The organism is Rhodococcus sp. PvR044 (assembly GCF_040548995.1).
GTDB classification, from domain to species: Bacteria; Actinomycetota; Actinomycetes; order Mycobacteriales; family Mycobacteriaceae; genus Rhodococcus_G; species Rhodococcus_G oryzae.
Map to the genome: position 1 here is coordinate 35,797 of NZ_JBEPSX010000019.1, position 17,163 is coordinate 52,959.

Annotated in this window: 17 protein-coding genes and 2 tRNA genes; 11 read left to right on the top strand and 8 right to left on the bottom strand. The window is 69.4% G+C overall.

Going from position 1 to position 17,163, the window contains the following annotated elements:
• Positions 1 to 58 precede the first annotated feature (58 nt).
• Positions 59 to 135: transfer RNA gene (locus ABIC28_RS26575), tRNA-Pro, on the bottom strand.
• A gap of 200 nt (positions 136 to 335) precedes the next feature.
• On the opposite strand from ABIC28_RS26575, the gene ABIC28_RS26580 reads away from it, so the two are divergent.
• Positions 336 to 409, top strand: a tRNA-Gly gene (locus tag ABIC28_RS26580).
• A 63-nt stretch (positions 410 to 472) separates the two neighbouring features.
• On the opposite strand, the gene dinB is transcribed toward ABIC28_RS26580, so the two are convergent.
• From dinB to ABIC28_RS26595, 3 genes are all read right to left on the bottom strand, one after another.
• Positions 473 to 1,723, bottom strand: coding sequence for a DNA polymerase IV (gene dinB / locus ABIC28_RS26585; RefSeq protein ID WP_269589183.1), 1,251 nt, complete (start codon positions 1,721 to 1,723; stop codon positions 473 to 475).
• A gap of 27 nt (positions 1,724 to 1,750) precedes the next feature.
• Positions 1,751 to 2,332: a GNAT family N-acetyltransferase gene (locus ABIC28_RS26590; protein ID WP_354581720.1), complete on the bottom strand. Its 582-nt coding sequence runs from the start codon at positions 2,330 to 2,332 to the stop codon at positions 1,751 to 1,753.
• 86 nt (positions 2,333 to 2,418) lie between these two features.
• On the bottom strand, positions 2,419 to 3,231 hold the full coding sequence (locus ABIC28_RS26595) for an AraC family transcriptional regulator (RefSeq protein WP_354581722.1): 813 nt from the start codon (positions 3,229 to 3,231) through the stop codon (positions 2,419 to 2,421).
• 83 nt (positions 3,232 to 3,314) lie between these two features.
• On the opposite strand from ABIC28_RS26595, the gene ABIC28_RS26600 reads away from it, so the two are divergent.
• Positions 3,315 to 3,725, top strand: coding sequence for an SRPBCC family protein (locus ABIC28_RS26600; RefSeq protein WP_269589181.1), 411 nt, complete (start codon positions 3,315 to 3,317; stop codon positions 3,723 to 3,725).
• 98 nt (positions 3,726 to 3,823) lie between these two features.
• Positions 3,824 to 4,648, top strand: a complete 825-nt coding sequence (locus ABIC28_RS26605) for a DUF1542 domain-containing protein (RefSeq protein ID WP_354581735.1) — start codon at positions 3,824 to 3,826, stop codon at positions 4,646 to 4,648.
• Positions 4,649 to 4,719: 71 nt separating this feature from the next.
• Here the strand turns inward: ABIC28_RS26605 and ABIC28_RS26610 are convergent, their stop codons facing one another.
• Positions 4,720 to 5,517, bottom strand: coding sequence for an Fpg/Nei family DNA glycosylase (locus ABIC28_RS26610; protein WP_354581725.1), 798 nt, complete (start codon positions 5,515 to 5,517; stop codon positions 4,720 to 4,722).
• The gene (locus ABIC28_RS26615) at positions 5,518 to 5,991 is read right to left on the bottom strand and encodes a ribose-5-phosphate isomerase (protein ID WP_077042121.1); all 474 of its coding nucleotides are present in this window, start codon (positions 5,989 to 5,991) and stop codon (positions 5,518 to 5,520) included.
• A gap of 62 nt (positions 5,992 to 6,053) precedes the next feature.
• Here ABIC28_RS26615 and ABIC28_RS26620 point away from each other — a divergent pair, with 62 nt between their 5' ends.
• A complete protein-coding gene (locus ABIC28_RS26620) occupies positions 6,054 to 6,926 on the top strand; it encodes a M48 family metallopeptidase (RefSeq protein WP_373560245.1) in 873 nt (290 codons plus the stop codon).
• Here the strand turns inward: ABIC28_RS26620 and ABIC28_RS26625 are convergent.
• Positions 6,923 to 7,246, bottom strand: coding sequence for a hypothetical protein (locus ABIC28_RS26625; RefSeq protein WP_097211542.1), 324 nt, complete (start codon positions 7,244 to 7,246; stop codon positions 6,923 to 6,925). The two genes, ABIC28_RS26620 and ABIC28_RS26625, sit on opposite strands and share 4 nt — an antisense overlap.
• A 113-nt stretch (positions 7,247 to 7,359) precedes the next feature.
• Here ABIC28_RS26625 and ABIC28_RS26630 point away from each other — a divergent pair, with 113 nt between their 5' ends.
• The 3 genes from ABIC28_RS26630 (at position 7,360) to ABIC28_RS26640 (ending at position 10,440) form a co-directional block, all read left to right on the top strand.
• On the top strand, positions 7,360 to 7,998 hold the full coding sequence (locus ABIC28_RS26630; protein ID WP_209926837.1) for a TetR/AcrR family transcriptional regulator: 639 nt from the start codon (positions 7,360 to 7,362) through the stop codon (positions 7,996 to 7,998).
• Between the two features lie 181 nt (positions 7,999 to 8,179).
• Positions 8,180 to 9,382: an LLM class flavin-dependent oxidoreductase gene (locus ABIC28_RS26635; protein WP_354581728.1), complete on the top strand. Its 1,203-nt coding sequence runs from the start codon at positions 8,180 to 8,182 to the stop codon at positions 9,380 to 9,382.
• Positions 9,379 to 10,440 (top strand): alcohol dehydrogenase catalytic domain-containing protein, encoded by a 1,062-nt coding sequence (locus ABIC28_RS26640; protein WP_097211437.1) that lies wholly within the window; start codon positions 9,379 to 9,381, stop codon positions 10,438 to 10,440. Before ABIC28_RS26635 ends, ABIC28_RS26640 begins: the two co-directional genes overlap by 4 nt.
• Positions 10,441 to 10,508: 68 nt before the next feature.
• Here ABIC28_RS26640 and ABIC28_RS26645 read toward each other — a convergent pair whose 3' ends face one another.
• Positions 10,509 to 11,120 carry a DsbA family oxidoreductase gene (locus ABIC28_RS26645; protein WP_209926839.1) on the bottom strand — a complete coding sequence of 204 codons (612 nt, stop codon included), beginning with the start codon at positions 11,118 to 11,120 and terminating at the stop codon, positions 10,509 to 10,511.
• Positions 11,121 to 11,333: 213 nt separating this feature from the next.
• On the opposite strand from ABIC28_RS26645, the gene ABIC28_RS26650 reads away from it, so the two are divergent.
• From ABIC28_RS26650 to pepN, 4 genes are all read left to right on the top strand, one after another.
• On the top strand, positions 11,334 to 12,566 hold the full coding sequence (locus tag ABIC28_RS26650) for an NAD(P)/FAD-dependent oxidoreductase (protein ID WP_097211439.1): 1,233 nt from the start codon (positions 11,334 to 11,336) through the stop codon (positions 12,564 to 12,566).
• Positions 12,567 to 12,670: 104 nt separating this feature from the next.
• Positions 12,671 to 13,072: a YciI family protein gene (locus ABIC28_RS26655; protein ID WP_354581731.1), complete on the top strand. Its 402-nt coding sequence runs from the start codon at positions 12,671 to 12,673 to the stop codon at positions 13,070 to 13,072.
• Positions 13,069 to 14,316 carry an RNA polymerase sigma factor gene (locus ABIC28_RS26660; protein ID WP_097211440.1) on the top strand — a complete coding sequence of 416 codons (1,248 nt, stop codon included), beginning with the start codon at positions 13,069 to 13,071 and terminating at the stop codon, positions 14,314 to 14,316. Before ABIC28_RS26655 ends, ABIC28_RS26660 begins: the two co-directional genes overlap by 4 nt.
• Before the next feature lie 81 nt (positions 14,317 to 14,397).
• Entirely contained in the window at positions 14,398 to 16,974 is a 2,577-nt protein-coding gene (gene pepN, locus ABIC28_RS26665) for an aminopeptidase N (protein WP_269589176.1), read from the top strand.
• Positions 16,975 to 17,163 lie beyond the last annotated feature (189 nt).

The following is a 17,163-nucleotide window of genomic DNA, read 5'->3' on the forward strand; positions in this document are numbered from 1 at the left end:
TCTTGCTCGTTGCGTCGCGGCCCTGATCTTCAGTTCCGCGCTGTTATGACGTTGTCCCTGGTCGGGGTGACAGGATTTGAACCTGCGACCCTCCGCTCCCAAAGCGGATGCGCTACCAAGCTGCGCTACACCCCGTTAGGTCCGCGACACGACGACCACGCGGAAGATCCGTGTGGCTGCCGCCGTGGTGAATCCTACGGGTCACCAGTTCGTGAAATTCCCGGCCACCCGATTTGGCGGATCTCCGGCCACCCGATTGGCGAATCCTGAACTGGGTTGGGTACAGTCTCTCAACGCAGACGACATCGATGGCGATCCCAAGTTGTCGTGTGCACGGGGATGTAGCTTAGTGGTAAAGCCTCTGCCTTCCAAGCAGATGATGCGGGTTCGATTCCCGTCATCCCCTCCACGATGTACCAGCCCACCAGGCCTTCGCCGGGTGGGCTTTTTCGTGCCCGAGTGCAGGTGTGCGCTAGTCGGGCAGGACCGGCACCGTGACACCCTGATCGCGGCCGAGCAGCACCGCCCTCGTGACGGCGGCCGAGCCGAACCGGTCCCGCAGGCTGTCCAGTGTGGTGTCGAGAGAGCTGCTCGAGGGCTCACCGAACGGCAGCGTGAGTTGTTCCGCCCCGCCGTTCTCCAGGTTCGCGAGCGCCACCCCGACCAGGCTCAGGCCGCGATCGTGGATCGTGGGCATCGCCGCGGCCAGCAGGCCGCGCGCCTCGGCCAGCAGTACCGCTGTCTGCGAGGTGGCCTGCCCGAGGGTGTGCGAGCGGGTGACCCGGGTGAAATCGTCGAAACGCAGCCGCAGCACCACCGTCCGGCAGACCCGGTCCGCCGCCCGCAGTCGCTTTGCCACCCGATCGACCAGCGCGACGAGTGCCGCCTCGATGTCCTCCGGCGACTTCGGCCTCCGCCCCAGCGCATGCTGCGCTCCGATCGACCGCCTGCGACGCCCGACCTGGACGCGCCGCGGGTCACGTGCCCAGGCAAGCGCGTGGAGGTGCCTGCCCGCCGCCTGCCCGACCACCGACATCAGTTCGCGTTCGGAGATCTCCGCGATCTGCCCGACGGTGCCGATCCCGTAGTCACGCAGCTTGCGTGAGGTGACGGCGCCGACTCCCCACAGTCGCTCGACCGGCAGCGGATGCAGGAACGCCAGCTCGCGATCGGGCGGCACGAGCAGCAGCCCGTCCGGCTTGCCCACCGCACTGGCCACCTTGGCAAGGAACTTGGTCCTCGCGACGCCCACCGTGATCGGCAGCCCGACCCGCTCGCGCACCTCCGCCCGGAGCCGGGCCGCGATCTCGACGGGGGTCCCTGAGACCCGCCGCAATCCCCCGACGTCGAGGAACGCCTCGTCGATCGACACACCCTCGACCAGCGGAGTGGTCTGCCGGAAGACCTCGAACACGGCACGGCTCGCTTGCGCGTACGCGGACATCCGCGGCCGGACGACCACCGCCTGCGGACACAGTCGCAGCGCCTGCGCCCCACTGCCCGCCGTGCGGACCCCGTAGGCCTTGGCTTCGTAGCTGGCGGCGAGGACGACTCCCCCGCCGACGATGACCGGCCTGCCCCGCAGCGACGGGTCGTCTCGCTGCTCGACCGAGGCGTAAAAGGCATCGAGATCGGCATGCAGGATCGTGGCCTCGGTCCGGGCAGGCTCGGAGCCCGGGCCGGCGGGCGAGGGCGGAAACGCTGCACGATCGGACACGAACATATGTTCGCATCGGGCACCGACAGTCCACTACCCCCGCGGCCCCCGATGCATTCGCCACACCTCGGGTCCATGGTCGATCGTGATGTGCCCCGCGATCGAGAACCCGTGACGCTGGTACAGAGGCAGGTTTCGGCGGGTCGCCGTATCCAGCCACACTGCGTGGCCCTCGCGGTCCATCTCCGCGAGCCCGGCGGCGAGCAGATCGCCGCCCAGCCCACGCCCCTGCGCGCCACGGGCCACCCCGATCGTCGCCAGAAGCCAAGCGTCATCCCAGGAGCCCATTGTCGACATCCGCTCCTCCGCGTCCATCATTCGGACGAACCGGTCCCCGTGCAGCTCGGCAATGGACGCGAGAACCGATTCGTCAGGAGGCGACACGTCGGGAGGAATGAAAGCGACCACGCCGTTCCGGTCGGCGTCGATATACCCGAGGCCGTGCGGCAGGGCCATGTGTTCGAGATACAACCGTTGAAGCTCGGTCACCCGCTCCTCGTGCGAATCGGCTTGGACGCACCACGTCGTCCAGGGATAGTCGGCGAAAGCCTCCCCGAGAACAGACGCTGCGCGGTCCAGATCTTCTGCCACCAACTGCCGAATCGAGATTTCCATACCGCACTTCATCACGATTCACAGTCCCGACGAAAGTGATTATTCGGACATGGACCCGATGTGACGGGGCGACGCTCGGCGAGCGCTTAGACAGGCGACAGCAGCGCTCGCACCGCGCCCGGGGTTCGGCCCAGGTGGGCGCGCATCGTCCTGGTCAGGTGGGCCTGATCGGCGAACCCGAGGTCCGCGGCGAGCCCGGCGAGGTCCCGCTCCCCTGCCTCGAGCCGAGCCAGCGCCCGGCCCACCCTGACCCGGTTGCGATACCGGGTGACGGAGACGCCGGTGACTGCGGTGAAGTGTCGACTCAGCAGGAACGGCGACACCCCCAGCGCGCCCGCCAGCGGGATCAGCCCGTCGGATCCGGGGGCTTCGTCGAGGATCGCCTCCCTGGCCGTCGCGACCAGCGCCCGGCCGCGCGGGCCGGACCGGATCCGCGCCGGTCCAGCGTCGTCCGCCACGCGCTGAACCACCTCCCCGACGAGCCCCACCAGTTCCTCGGCGACCGCGAACCCGACGTCGCCGCTCGCCGCCGCCCTGAGCAGCCGCCGATGCCACAGCTCCACCCTGGCGTCGACGTAGAGGTCCGCGGCGGGCGCCGCCCCTTGGTCGCCCGCGATCGAGTGCCACAGCTCGGCGCCGATGTCGATCGAGGTGCAGAGGTCGCCGCCGACGGGATGCGCGAACCGCTCTTCCTGGCCCGGTCGGCCGAGGTAGGCGGTGGTCCGGTCCAGCACCGATTCGGCTCCGTCGGCCCGTCGCAGGAACCGTCCCGCTCGCACGAGCACCAGCCGGTGATCGTCGTGGCACTCCGGGCCCGACCACGCGGCGTGCTCGCCGGCACAGGTGACCGCCCAGGCACTGAACTGGGGCGACTCCGCGATCCGCGCCGCCGATTGCATGAGGAAAACGCTACGCGCGGCCACCGACACGGAACCGCAAAAATGTTCAAGACGATCGGACCGGCGGAGGGCACCCTCAGGTCATGGCATACATACGCACCGAAACACTCGTCGACACCTCCCCCGAGCGCGCATGGGATGCGCTTCGCGACTGGGGCGCGCTGCACGAGCGCCTGGCCGCCGGGTTCGTCACCGACACCACCATCGACGGGGGCGACCGGATCGTCACGTTCGGCGACGGCTCGGTTGTCCGCGAACGCCTGGTCGCGCTGGACGAGTCGGCCCGCCGCCTGTCGTGGTCGATCGTCGACGGGCCCTACGAGCATCATAACGGGTCGGCCCAGGTGTTCGCCGAGAGCGATGGCCGCACCCGATTCGTCTGGATCGCGGACGTGTTGCCGGATGCACTGGCGGACCGCACCACGGCCATGATGGAGCTCGGCACCAGCGCAATTCGCCGAACCCTCGAGGGAGACCGGGTGCGCGGCGGATAGCCGACGGACTCGAGGGCGGCAGTTCCGCGGACGGCGGGCCCCGCTGGATCGCCGGTAGGCTGGGACTCGTCCGATTTGTCCCCATGGGAAGGCCCCCAGTGGAACTCCTCCTGATCCTCGCCGTCATCGGTGTCGTCGTGTTCCTGGTCATGAAAAGCCAGAAGCGCTCCGTCGGCCACACCGCCACCCAACTCGAGGACGCCAAAGCGGACGCGCGCCAGGCAATCGAGCGGCTCGGCGGCCAGGTCTACAACCTGACCGGCACCGACATGGCCTCGAAGCAGGCCCTCGCCGACGCGTCCGAGCGCCACATCGCGGCCGGCTCGCAGATCGACCAGGCCAACAGCCCGGCGCAGGCCCGCCTCGCGAAGCAGACTGCGCTGGAAGGCTTGTACTACATCCGGGCCGCGCGAACCGCGATGGGTTTGGACCCGGGACCCGAGGTCCCGAGCATCGACGGCCAGCGCGCCGCGGGCGAGGTGACCGAGAACCGCGACATCGAGTTCGAGGGCCGTCAGGTCTCGGCTTCCCCGAACCCGTCCCCGCGCACCCCCAACTACTACCCGGGCGGTCGCGTCGCGGGTCGGCCCGTCCCTGCCGGCTGGTACTCCGAGCCGTGGTGGAAGCCGGCGCTCGTCGCAGGCGCGTGGGGCGTCGGCTCGATGTTCCTGTTCTCCGCGATGTTCGGCGGCATGGCCGGTGTGCCCTATGACGCGCAGGCCTTCGAGAGCGGCGCCGGCGACGGGAGCGACGCGGGCGGTGGCGATGCGGACGGCGATGCCGGTGGAGACGGTGGCGATGGCGGTGGAGACGCCGGTGCCGACGCCGGTGGTGACTCGGGCGGCGGCGACTGGGGTGGCGACGCCGGTGGCGGTGACTGGGGCGGTGGCGACTTCGGCGGCGGCGACTTCGGCGGCTTCTAGGACCTGCTCTACGAACTTCGGCAGGATTTCACCCGCTTTCCGGGCGAAATCCTGCCGAACTCGTATAAGCCTCAGACCGACTGGCAGGTCGGGCACCAGAACAGGTTGCGCGCCTTCATGACCGAGTGAGCGATCGGTGTGCCACACACGCGGCACGCCGATTCCGTTCGGCGGTACACGTAGGTACGCGGGCGGTCCTTGGCGTACGCCGGCTCGCCGTTGTCGTGCTCGGGGCGCACCACGTGCATCTTCCCCCGCCGGACACCGACCTTCATCAGTGCGACGAGGTCGGTCCACATGGCATCCCATTCGGTCGCGCCCAGCCGCGCGCCGGGGCGGTTCGGGTTGATCCCATGCCGGAACAGCAACTCGGCCCGATAGACATTGCCCACCCCGGCGATCACCTGCTGATCCATCAGCAGTGCGCCGATCGCGGTCTGCGACTTGGAGATACGGCGCCACGCCCGCGCGGGGTCGGCGTCGGGACGCAGCGGGTCGGGGCCCAGCCGGTCCTCCAGCGCGCGTAGCTGGGGCTCGTCATAGATCTCGCAGGCGGTCGGCCCGCGCAGGTCAGTGCCGATCTCGGCCCCGACCATCCGCATGCGGACCTGGCCCACCGGCGTGCCCATGGGCAGCGGGAGATCGGTGAACTTGCCGTACAGCCCGAGGTGCACGTGCACGATCAGGCCCGACTCGTAGTGGTGCAGCAGGTGCTTGCCCCACGCCTCGGCCCGGACCAGGACCCGGCCGTCGACGCTCGCCGCGCCGGACTCGAACCTGCGCTGCGGGCTGGACACACGAACGGGAGCACCGGCGAAGTGTCGCTGGTGCTCCCGTGCGAGGCGGTGGAGAGTGTGCCCCTCGGGCACTCAGGCCTCGGGCAGGGCCGGCGGCACGCCGGTGCGCTCGTACTCCGACAGGATGTCGATGCGCCGCTGGTGCCGCTCCTCGCCCGACCACGGGGTCTCGAGGAACGCGTCGACGATGGCAAGCGCCTCCTCGAGCGAGTGCATCCGGCCGCCGATGCCGATCAGCTGCGCCTTGTTGTGCTGGCGCGCGAGCTGGGCGGTCTCCACGCTCCAGGCCAGGGCGCAGCGGGCGCCGGGCACCTTGTTCGCGGCGATCTGCTCGCCGTTGCCGCTGCCGCCGAGCACGATGCCCAGGCTGCCCTCGTCCTCGACCACGCGGCGCGCGGCCTCGACGCAGAACGCCGGGTAGTCGTCCACGGCGTCGTACACGTGGGCGCCGCAGTCCACGGCCTCGTGGCCGTTCGCGGTGAGATGGTCCTTGATCTGGTTCTTGAGCTCGAAGCCTGCGTGGTCGGCACCTAGGTATACGCGCATGTGTCGATTCTGACAGGTCGGCGCGGCGACCCCCGACCCGACCACGAATAGGGTTTGTCCACATGGAGCAGTTCCCACCCACGATCACGCATCACTCGCCCGTCCACCCCGCGCCCGGGTACGCGCCGCCGCAGATGCTCCCGCCGCGAGGGCTCTCCCCGTGGGGTATGCCGATCCGGCACCACCTCGAGATCCCGCTGCTGATCCTGGCGATCGCGACCACCGTGGCGGCCTACCTGGTGTCGATCGCGCTGATCGCCTCGGGCGCGCTGGAGCCGTGGGTCATCATCGTGCTGCTCGCACCGATCCTGCTCTTCTTCGCCCGCGGGCAGATGTACGCCGCGCAGCGCGTCAACGGCGTGAAGATGACGCCGACCCAGTTCCCCGACGGGTACCGGATGCTGGTCGAGGCGGCCGCGCGGTTCGGCATGCCACAGGTTCCCGACGGCTATGTCGTCCTCGGCAACGGTCAGATCAACGCGTTCGCGTCCGGTCACGGCTTCCGGCGGTACGTGGTGGTCTACAGCGACCTGTTCGAGATCGGCGGCCAGGCACGCAATCCCGACGCGCTGGCGTTCATCATCGGACACGAGGTCGGGCACATCGCCGCGGGCCACACCTCCTACTGGCGCCAGCTGGGCATGTTCGCCTCCAACTACATCCCGGTGATCGGGTCCTCGCTCTCCCGCGCGCAGGAGTACACCGCCGACAACCACGGGATCTGTAACCGTCCACACGGCGCACCGGGGGCGATCGGCGTGCTCGCCGCGGGCAAGTACCTGATGAGCCTGGTCGGGTTCGACGAGATGGCCGACCGGGCCCGCACCGAGCGCGGGTTCTTCCCCTGGCTGGTGAACATCCTGTCCGGACACCCGGTGCTGACCTGGCGCGCCGCCGCCCTGCGGGACCGCTCGCGGCACGGCCGGGTGTTCTAGCCGGCGACCTGCTCGCAGTGTGCGCGGACCGCGCGGTGGTCCGGATCCACCCAGCCCTTGGACTCCGCATAGTCGATCATCGCCACGAACCGGGGCAGCCAGCCCTCGCCGCGCAGGGGGTGACTGCGCACCGCCCCCTCGAGGACGCCGATGTCGAGCCAGACGTGGTCGCCGTCCACGGTGCCCCATGCGCCCAGCGCGGCGGCGGCCCGTTCCCGGTCGCGATCGCCCAGCACGGTGACCGCCAGACTGGTGAACTCGTCGACCCCCGTCAGTTCCACCGTCGCCTCGGCCTCGCGAAGGTCCACCTCGAGCTGCATCTCGTACCCGCCTCTACCCAGGACCGACCACACAATTGGATCAGTTGATTGAATCGTTGAGCCCATTTGATGCCATGCCCCCACCCATGTCAAGGGTGTGCGAAACTCTCGACATGTCCACCCCGAACCAGAACCGTCAGGGCAACGCCACCCGAATGCGCCTGGTGAAGACGGCCGAAAAGCTCTTCGCCGCCCAGGGTGTGGACGCCGTGTCGATCCGGGCCGTCAACTCGGCCGCCGGGCTCGGGCCTGCCTCGGTGCACTACCACTTCGGCTCGAAGGACGACCTGCTGGCGGCGGTCCTCCTCGATCTCGGCGGCGCGGTCCGCGACCAGATCCGGATCAACGTAGACCGACTCGCCGCATCGCCCGTCCCCCCGACCGCGGACGACCTGGTTCGGGCCGTCACCGAGCCCTACCTCGAACTCGTACTGCGACAACGCGTCCGGGGCATGCGGTGGGTCAAGATCATCGCGCAGATCTCCCAGGAGGGCCACCCGGCCCTCGAGGCCGCGGGCCAACAGGTCGACGAGAGCCTGCTCGATCAGGTCCGCCGCGCATATCCACACTCCGACCCGGACCGCCTCCCGCTCCGCTGGGCGATCTCCGTGATGGGTTTCCTCCAGGCTCTGGGCCGGGCCGACGAGTGGAGCCACGGCGCCGGCCGTCTCTCCCCCGAGGACCTGACGAGCTTCTACGAGGACCTCGTCGTCTTCGTCGTCGGCGGCGCCGACCGACTGCTCGGCTCCTGACCCACCGACAGGGAACCGGAAATCCGCACCTCCGCACGAGTGTCCACTCAGCGGGAGATTTTTGGATCAGTTGATCCAGTTCGGTGATAGAACTGCGGTCAGGCGGATGTGATGCCGCTCACTCTGAACGGCCGGCCGCCCTCGACTCCTCCCCCGGAGGCCGGCACCCACCTGCAAGGAGATGACGCTCGTGTGGACCACCGATTCGATCAACTTCGGCGCCTTCCTCGCGCCGTACCACCCGCTGAACGCCGATCCCGCGCTGCAGCTGCGCCGCGACATCGACCTCATGGAACACCTCGATCACCTCGGATTCGACGAGGCGTGGATGGGTGAACACCACTCCACCGGCGCCGAGATCGTGCCCGCCCCTGACCTGTTCATCGCAGCGGCCGCGGAGCGGACCGAACGGATCCGGTTCGGCACCGGGGTCACCTCGCTGCCGTACCACCACCCGCTGATCACCGCGGACCGGATCACGCAGCTCGATCTGCAGACGCGCGGCCGGCTGATCTTCGGCACCGGCCCCGGCAAGATCCCGCTCGACGCGCACATGATGGGGATCAACCCCTCGGACCAGCGCCGGATGCAGGGCGAGGCCCTCGAGGCGATCCTCGCGCTGCTGCGCGGCGAGGTCGTGAACATGGAGACGGACTGGTTCACCCTGCGTGATGCCCGCGCGCAGCTGCCCACCTACAACCCGGCCGGCATCGAGATCGCGACCGCCTCGACGATGTCCCCCAACGGATCGGTGCTCGCGGGGACCCACGGCCTCTCGCTGCTCTCGCTCGCCGCCAGCTCCCCCAGCGGATTCGACGTCCTCGATCGCAACTGGAACGTCTACGAGAAGGTCTGTGCCGAGAACGGGCACGTCGCCGACCGGTCCACCTGGCGGCTGGTCAACCCGATGTTCCTCGCCGAGACGCGGGCGGACGCGGAGCGCGCGGTGAGCCGCCGGATCGACTCGATGGCCGCCTACGTCAACCGGCAGACCGGCCAGAACCCGGACTGGGCGCAGACTCCCAAGGGGATCATCGATCAGTGGCGCAATGACACCCTCGGCGAGTTCGGTCAGGCCATCATCGGCACCCCGGACGAGGCGATCACGCAGATCGAACGACTGATCGAGAAGACCGGCGGCTTCGGCACCATGCTGATCCTGCACGTCGACATGGCGAACTGGGAGGACACCAAGCGCAGCTACGACCTGTTCGCCTCCGAGGTGATCCCGCACTTCAAGAACCGCAACGGAGGCCGTGAGGCCAGCCTCCAGTTCGCCGAGGACAACCGCGACTACCTGCTCGGCGGCCTGATCGGCGCGATCACCAAGGCACACACCGACTACTACGGCCAGCCCGCCGAGACCGCAGGAGCACAGGCATGAAGGCAGCACAGTTCAGCGACGGCGCGTTCACGGTCACCGAGGTCCCGGACGCACCCACCCTCGCACCCGCTCAGCTCCGCATCGACGTCACCGCCTGCGGCATCTGCGGCAGCGATCTGAGCATGTCGAAGGACCCCTGCCGGTTCGTGCACGTCGCCGAGAACGCCGGCTACCCGCTGGCCACCTTCGACACCGACCGGCCCGTCGTCCTCGGCCATGAGTACGCGGGCATCGTGTCCGAGGTCGGTTCCGCCGTCACCGATTTCGCCGTCGGCGACCGGGTGGCGGGCATCGGGCTGGCGACCGACACCACGACCGGCATCCCGAAGATCATCGGGTACTCCAACGAGTACCACGGCGCGTTCGGCGAGCACATCGTCGTCGACGCGTTCTGGGTCCGGCACGTCCCCGAGAGTCTCTCGCTCGAGCACGCCACTCTCGCCGAACCGTTGCACGTCGGCGAGATGCACATGCAGCAGTCCGGCCTCACCCCCGCCGACTCGGCACTGGTGATCGGTTGCGGCACCATCGGGCTCGGCGCCATCGTCGCGGCCAAGGCCCGCGGGGCGCAGCTGGTGATCGCGTCCGAGCCGTCGCCGAAGCGGCGCGAGCTCGCCGCGAAGATGGGCGCCGACATCGTGGTCGACCCGAACGAGCAGGACCCCATCGAGCTGTGGAACCAGATGGTCGCCGAGGGCAACACCCTCGTCGGTCAGGCGGGCGCGGGCATTCTGATCGCCTACGAGTGCAGCGGCCGCGCCGGAATCCTGGGCACCCTGATGCACACGATGCCGTTCAACTCGCGGATCCAGGTGCTGGCGGCGCCGTTCGGCGACGAGACGATCATTCCGGTGGTCGGACAGTTCCGCCGTATCGCGATCAACTTCGGCCACGGCCCGTACGAGAACGCCTACGACATCACCCTGCAGCGGCTGGCCGACGGGGAGATCGACGCCGAGTCCATCATCACCGGCCGGGTCGGACTCGAGGGTGTCGCGGACGCGTTCACCGCGCTGCGCGACCCCGAAGAGCACGTGAAGATCCTGGTGCTGCCCTAGGCGGCTCCGCCGCCCGTGCGCGGTTGACGAGTGCAGGGACTCGTCAACCGCGCACGGGCGCGTAGCGCCTACTCGAAGGAGGGGTCCTCGGTCCGGGTGCGCTTGAGCTCGAAGAAGTGCGGGTACGACGCCAGCGCGACGGTGCCGTCCCACACCCGTCCCGCGTCCTCGCCGCGCGGGATGCGCGAGAGCACCGGACCGAAGAAGGCGACGCCGTTCACGTGGATGGTCGGGGTGCCGACATCGGGACCGACGGCGTCCATCCCGGCCTTGTGGCTGCGACGCAGGTCCTCGTCGTGCGCGTCGGTGTCGGCGGCCGAGGCCAGGTCGGCGGGCAGGCCAACCTCGGCCAGCGCCTCCGCGATCACAACCGGGAAATCCTTGTTGTCCTGATCGTGGATCCGGGTCCCCATCGCGGTGTACAGCGGCAGCAGCACCTCGTCGCCGTGCTCCTTGGCCGCGGCGATCGCGACCCGGACCGGACCCCACGCCTTCTCCATCATCGCCTGGTATTCCTCGGGCAGATCGCGCCCCTCGTTCAGGACCGCAAGGCTCATGACGTGGAAGTTCGCGTCGATGTCACGGACCTTCTCGACCTCGAGGATCCAGCGCGAGGTGATCCAGCACCACGGGCAGAGCGGGTCGAACCAAAAATCGGCGGTATCCCTGGTTTCACTCACGGGCTGCTCCCCTGTCTTCTCGTCGCGGCTGTCGGCGCGCTCGTCTGGTGGGGACCCGTCGCCGACGGGTCCATTCGTAGGCAACCACCGATCGGACCGAATGCTTCCCGGCCGAGAAGCCCCCTACCGGATGACGGTCGGCAGTAGGGTCGACAGCAGCGCCATCAGGACCGTTTTCGTCACAATGCAGTGTCTCGAACGGAGTGTGAGGACATGTCACCGAACCGTACGTTCGTGATCGTCGGCGGCGGGCTCGCCGGAGCGAAGACCGCGGAAGCCCTGCGCGAGAAGGATTTCGACGGCTCGATCGTCCTGCTCAGCGCGGAGGACCACCTCCCCTACGAGCGGCCACCACTGTCCAAGGAACACGTGGCGGGCAAGAAGGCCCTCGCCGACTTCACCGTGCATCACGGCGACTGGTATCGCGACCACCACGTCGACCTGCGGCTCGGCACCACCGCCACCGCCCTCGACCGCGACGCCCACGAGGTACGACTGCCGGACGGCTCGACGCTCGGCTACGACAAGCTCGCGCTGGCCACCGGTTCACGCTCGCGGCGACCGCCGATCCCGGGTTCCGACGCCGCAGGGGTGCACTACCTGCGCACCATCGAGGAGTCCGACGGCCTGATCGGCGCGCTGGAGGCGGATTCTCGCCTGGTCGTGATCGGCGCCGGGTGGATCGGACTCGAGGTCGCCGCCCAGGCCCGCGAGCGCGGTGTCGTCGTCACGGTCGTCGAGTCCGCGACGCTGCCGCTGCTGGGGTCCCTAGGCCCCGAGATGGGCACGGTCTTCGCGGAACTGCACCGCGAGCACGGAGTCGACCTGCATTTCGAGGCCACCGTGGAGGAGATCACCGCCGACGCCGGTCGGGTCACCGGGGTGCGCCTGGCGACTGGCGAAGTGCTGCCCGCCGACGCGGTGCTGGTCGCGGTCGGGGCGCAGCCGAACGTCGAACTCGCCGAGCAGGCCGGGCTCGCAGTGGACGGCGGGGTGCTCGTGGACGCGGGCATGACAACGAGCGACCCCGACATCGTCGCGGTCGGCGACATCGCGGCGCAGCAGCACCCGGTGCTGGGCACCAGGATTCGCGTCGAGCACTGGGCGAACGCCCTCAACCAACCCATCGTCGCCGCGGCGACGATGCTCGGCAGGCCCGCCGAGTACGACAACCTGCCCTACTTCTTCACCGATCAGTACGACCTGGGCATGGAGTACGTCGGCTACGCACCGACCGGCGGGTACGACCGTCTCGTCGTGCGGGGCGACGTGACCCGGCGCGAGTTCGTCGCATTCTGGCTGGGCGGGGACAACAGGGTGCTGGCAGGCATGAACGTCAACGTCTGGGACGTGACCGACGCCGTCAAGAAGCTGATCACCGCGGGCGAGCCGGTCGACCCGGCCCGCCTGGCCGACGAGTCGACACCGCTCGACCAGATGGTGTGATCTAAATCACACCATTCTCCCGCAGAAGAGTGTCGGGAGAGCCTGCCCGGCTCCGTCCTACCCATGAGAGCGCCACGGGGCGCACCCGACCGAAGGAGCCGACGATGAAGTACATGCTGATCAAGACGTACAGCAAGGCCGCGTACTGCGATTCCCCGATCCACGAGTGGGAGCCGAAGGACATCGAGGCGCACATCGACTTCCAGCGCGCGCTCGGCGAGCAACTGGCCGCATCCGGCGAACTGGTCGAGGCGCAGGGGCTGGCCGGGCCGGACCAGGCACGCATCGTCAGCTCCGACGGCCGCTCCGCGCCGGTGGTGACCGACGGGCCGTTCCCGGAGACCAAGGAATTCCTGGCCGGTTACTGGATCGTCGACGTGGACAGCGCCGAGCGGGCGGTGGAGATCGCCGCGCAGGCCTCGGCGGCCCCCGGACCCGGCGGAAAGCCGATCGGCGAGTACATCGAGGTGCGCGCGATCATGAGCGCCCCGCCCACCGATCAGTGACCTTCCCACCCTCCGGCGACACCGAGGACCTGCTGCGCGAACTCCGGCCGCAGGTCCTCGGTGTCCTCGTCCGACGGTTCGGCGACTTCGCCGCCGCCGAGGACGCGCTCCAGGAGGCGCTTGTCGCCGCCGCCACGCACTGGCCCACCGACGGTCTGCCCGACAATCCACGCGGCTGGCTCATCCAAGCCGCCCACCGTCGCATGACCGACGCCATCCGCGCCGACGCGGCCCGCAGGAACCGCGAGGCCGTCGCCGCCGGGCGGGAGCCGACCCGGCCTGCCGACATCACCACGCCCGATCGGGACGACACGCTCGCCCTGTTCTTCCTCTGCTGCCATCCGGCGTTGTCGCCCGCGAGTGCGATCGCACTGACGCTGCGCTCGGTCGGCGGGCTCACCACCGCCGAGATCGCGCGGGCCTTCCTGCTGCCGGAAGCGACCATGACGCAGCGGATCACCCGCGCCAAGAGGCGGGTGGCCGCCTTGAATCGGCCCTTCGCGGTGCCGGAGTCCGGGCAGTGGCACGAACGCCTCGGCGCGGTGCTGCACGTGCTGTACCTGATCTTCACGGAGGGCCACGCCAGCACGTCCGGCCGACAGGTGCGTCGCGCGGACCTGTCGGCGGAGGCGATCCGACTGACGCGGGCGGTCCATGGCCAGCTTCCCGACGATCCCGAGGTCACCGGACTGCTCGCGCTGATGCTGCTCACCGACGCGCACCGCGCCGCGCGCACCGGCCCACGCGGGGAACTGATCCCGCTCGCCGAGCAGGATCGCAGGCTGTGGGATCGCGAGGCGATCACCGAGGGCGTCCGACTGACCACGGCGGCGATCGGGCACGGGCTGACGGGCCCCTATCGGATCCAGGCCGCGATCGCCGTGCTGCACGCCCAGGCGACGAGCACAGAGGACACCGACTGGGACCGCATCCTCTCGCTCTATCGCCTGCTCGAACGCGTCGCCCCGAACCCGCTGGTCACCCTGAATCTCGGGGTCGCAACCGCCATGGCGCACGGTCCGTCCGCGGGCCTGGACCTGATCGCCGCCCACCAGGACCAGCTGTCGGGCACCCATCGGCTGGCCGCCGTCCGAGCCCACCTGTACGAGATGGCAGGCGATACGCCCAGCGCCGTCGCCGAGTACACCGTCGCCGCGAACAGCACCCCCAGCGTCGCCGAACGGGACTACCTCATCCTGCGCGCGGCCCGCCTGCGCGGCGAAGTCGGGCCTGACCGGTCGTGAGCGTGCGCATCTCGTGATGGGATGGACCCGAGAGGTCAAGCCTCGACACACATCTGTCCCCGATCACGAGGAGCGTCCGACGTGGCCCCACCGAACCTGACCCGCGAGCAGGCAGCACAGCGGTCCGCGCTGTTGAGCGTCGACAACTACCGCATCGAGCTGGACCTGACCGACGGTGACGGCAAGCCCGGCGCGCACACCTTCTCCTCCCGCACCACGGTCACCTTCGGTGCGACGGCAGGCGGCGACACCTACATCGACCTGATCGCGACCGCCGTCCGCAGTGCCACCCTCAACGGCGCTGCCCTCGACGTCACCGGCTACGACGAGTCCACCGGCATCGCGCTGACCGGCCTGGCCGAGCGCAACGAGCTGATCATCGAGGCGGACTGCGAGTACTCGCACACCGGCGAGGGCCTGCACCGCTTCGTCGATCCCGCCGATGGGTCGGTCTATCTCTACTCGCAGTTCGAAACCGCCGACGCCAAGCGGATGTTCGCCTGCTTCGACCAGCCCGACCTCAAGGCCACCTTCGACGTCACCGTGACCGCGCCCACCGACTGGCAGGTCATCTCGAACTCGGCCGTGGTCGAAACCCTCGCCGCCACACCGGGACTGCACCAGTTCCGCACCACCCCGAAGATGAGCACCTACCTCGTCGCCCTGATCGCCGGGCCGTACGCGCGGTGGACCGACACCTACACCGACGAGCACGGCCACATCCCGCTCGGCATCTACTGCCGCGCCTCGCTCGCCGAGCACATGGACGCCGAGCGGTTGTTCACCGAGACCAAGCAGGGCTTCGGTTTCTATCACCGCAACTTCGAGGTGCCGTACGCCTTCGGCAAGTACGACCAGCTGTTCGTCCCCGAGTTCAACGCGGGCGCAATGGAGAACGCGGGCGCGGTGACCTTCCTCGAGGACTACGTGTTCCGCTCCAAGGTGACCCGGGCGTCCTACGAGCGCCGCGCCGAGACGGTGCTGCACGAGATGGCGCACATGTGGTTCGGCGACCTCGTCACCATGACGTGGTGGGACGACCTGTGGCTCAACGAGTCCTTCGCGACGTTCGCATCGGTGCTGTGCCAGTCCGAGGCCACCGAGTACGTCAACGCCTGGACCACGTTCGCCAACGCCGAGAAGTCCTGGGCGTACCGGCAGGATCAGCTGCCCTCAACCCATCCCATCGCCGCCGACATCCCGGACCTCGCCGCGGTCGAGGTGAACTTCGACGGGATCACCTACGCCAAGGGCGCGAGCGTGCTCAAGCAGCTCGTCGCGTATGTCGGGCTCGATCCGTTCCTGGCCGGCCTGCGCGCGTACTTCAAGGAGCACGCGTTCGGCAACGCCACCTTCGACGACCTGCTCGCCGCGCTGGAGCACTCCTCCGGCCGGGACCTGTCCGACTGGGGCGCGCAGTGGCTCAAGACCACCGGGCTGAACATCCTGCGGCCGGAGTTCACGGTCGCCGAGGACGGCACCTTCTCGTCCTTCGCCGTGCTGCAGGGCCGCGCGGAGCCGGGCGCGGGCGAGTACCGCGTGCACCGCCTCGCCGTCGGCATCTACGACGACGTGGACGGCAAGCTGGTGCGCACCGAGCGCATCGAGCTCGATGTCGACGGACCGCGGACCGAGGTGCCCGAGCTGGTCGGGGTCGCCCGCGGCAAGTTCGTGCTCGTCAACGACGACGACCTCACCTACTGCTCGGTGCGGCTCGACCCGGATTCGTTGGCCGTGCTGATCGAGCGCATCGGCGACATCGCCGAACCGCTGCCAAGGACGCTGGCGTGGTCGGCGGCATGGGAGATGACGCGGCAGGCCGAGCTCAAGGCCAGGGACTTCGTCGAACTGGTGCAGCGGGGCGTCGGCGCGGAGACCGAGGTCGGGGTGGCGTCGCGGCTGCTGATGCAGGCACACGCCGCCCTCGGCAGCTACGCCGAGCCCGGCTGGGCGAACGACACCGGCTGGCCGGGCTTCGCGAACCGGCTGCTCGAGCTGGCCAGGGAGGCCGAGCCGGGTTCGGATCACCAGCTGGCCTTCCTCAACTCGCTCACCGCGGCGCGCCTGCAGCCCTGGCACACCGAGGTGCTGCAGGAGTTGCTCGACGCCGATCCGGCGACCGTCGGGCTGCCGGGGCTGGTGGTCGACACCGACCTGCGCTGGCGGTTGGTGCAGGCGCTGGCGGTGGCCGGTGAGGTCGACGCGGACGGCCCCGAGTCGCCGTTCATCGACGCCGAGGCGCAGCGGGATCCGACCGCGGCCGGTGCCCGGCAGGCGGCGGCCGCACGGGCGGCCCGGCCGCAGGTGGCGGTCAAGGATCAGGCATGGGCCACGGTCGTCGGCGACGATTCCGTCCCGAACATCACCGCCCGCGCGATCATCGGCGGCTTCGCGGCGCCCGGTCAGGGCGAGCTGCTCCAGCCGTACGTGACCCGGTACTTCGCCGACATCGCCGATGTCTGGACGCGTCGCTCCAGCGAGGTGGCGCAGACCGTGGTCGTCGGCCTGTACCCGGCCTGGTCGATCACCGAGGCCTCCGTCGCGGCGGCCGACGACTTCCTGGCCGGTGACCATCCGCCCGCGCTGCGCAGGCTGGTGGTCGAGGGCAAGGCCGGGATCGTGCGCGCGCTGCGGGCCCGCGCCTTCGACGCCGGCTGACCCACCCCAGGAAACGACGGAAGGTGCCCCTCACGCGGCGAACCGCGTGGGGGGCACCTTCGGTCGAAGCGGAGTGTGCCGGGGTGGGGCTAGCTGTACTGCCCAGGCAGGTTGGTTGAGGGATTGCGACGACACGCTGTGACTGGTCGTTGAACAGGGAAGGTCTCCTGTCGTGAAGTGGAAGTTGCT

Excerpts from the sequence above, each read along its gene's own strand:
- dinB (WP_269589183.1), bottom strand. The coding sequence starts at position 1,723 with ATGTTCGTGTCCGATCGTGCAGCGTTTCCGCCCTCGCCCGCCGGCCCG.
- ABIC28_RS26590 (WP_354581720.1), bottom strand. The coding sequence starts at position 2,332 with ATGGAAATCTCGATTCGGCAGTTGGTGGCAGAAGATCTGGACCGCGCA.
- ABIC28_RS26595 (WP_354581722.1), bottom strand. The coding sequence starts at position 3,231 with ATGCAATCGGCGGCGCGGATCGCGGAGTCGCCCCAGTTCAGTGCCTGG.
- ABIC28_RS26600 (WP_269589181.1), top strand. The coding sequence starts at position 3,315 with ATGGCATACATACGCACCGAAACACTCGTCGACACCTCCCCCGAGCGC.
- ABIC28_RS26615 (WP_077042121.1), bottom strand. The coding sequence starts at position 5,991 with ATGCGCGTATACCTAGGTGCCGACCACGCAGGCTTCGAGCTCAAGAAC.
- ABIC28_RS26620 (WP_373560245.1), top strand. The coding sequence starts at position 6,054 with ATGGAGCAGTTCCCACCCACGATCACGCATCACTCGCCCGTCCACCCC.
- ABIC28_RS26625 (WP_097211542.1), bottom strand. The coding sequence starts at position 7,246 with ATGCAGCTCGAGGTGGACCTTCGCGAGGCCGAGGCGACGGTGGAACTG.
- ABIC28_RS26630 (WP_209926837.1), top strand. The coding sequence starts at position 7,360 with ATGTCCACCCCGAACCAGAACCGTCAGGGCAACGCCACCCGAATGCGC.
- ABIC28_RS26635 (WP_354581728.1), top strand. The coding sequence starts at position 8,180 with ATGACGCTCGTGTGGACCACCGATTCGATCAACTTCGGCGCCTTCCTC.
- ABIC28_RS26640 (WP_097211437.1), top strand. The coding sequence starts at position 9,379 with ATGAAGGCAGCACAGTTCAGCGACGGCGCGTTCACGGTCACCGAGGTC.
- ABIC28_RS26650 (WP_097211439.1), top strand. The coding sequence starts at position 11,334 with ATGTCACCGAACCGTACGTTCGTGATCGTCGGCGGCGGGCTCGCCGGA.
- ABIC28_RS26655 (WP_354581731.1), top strand. The coding sequence starts at position 12,671 with ATGAAGTACATGCTGATCAAGACGTACAGCAAGGCCGCGTACTGCGAT.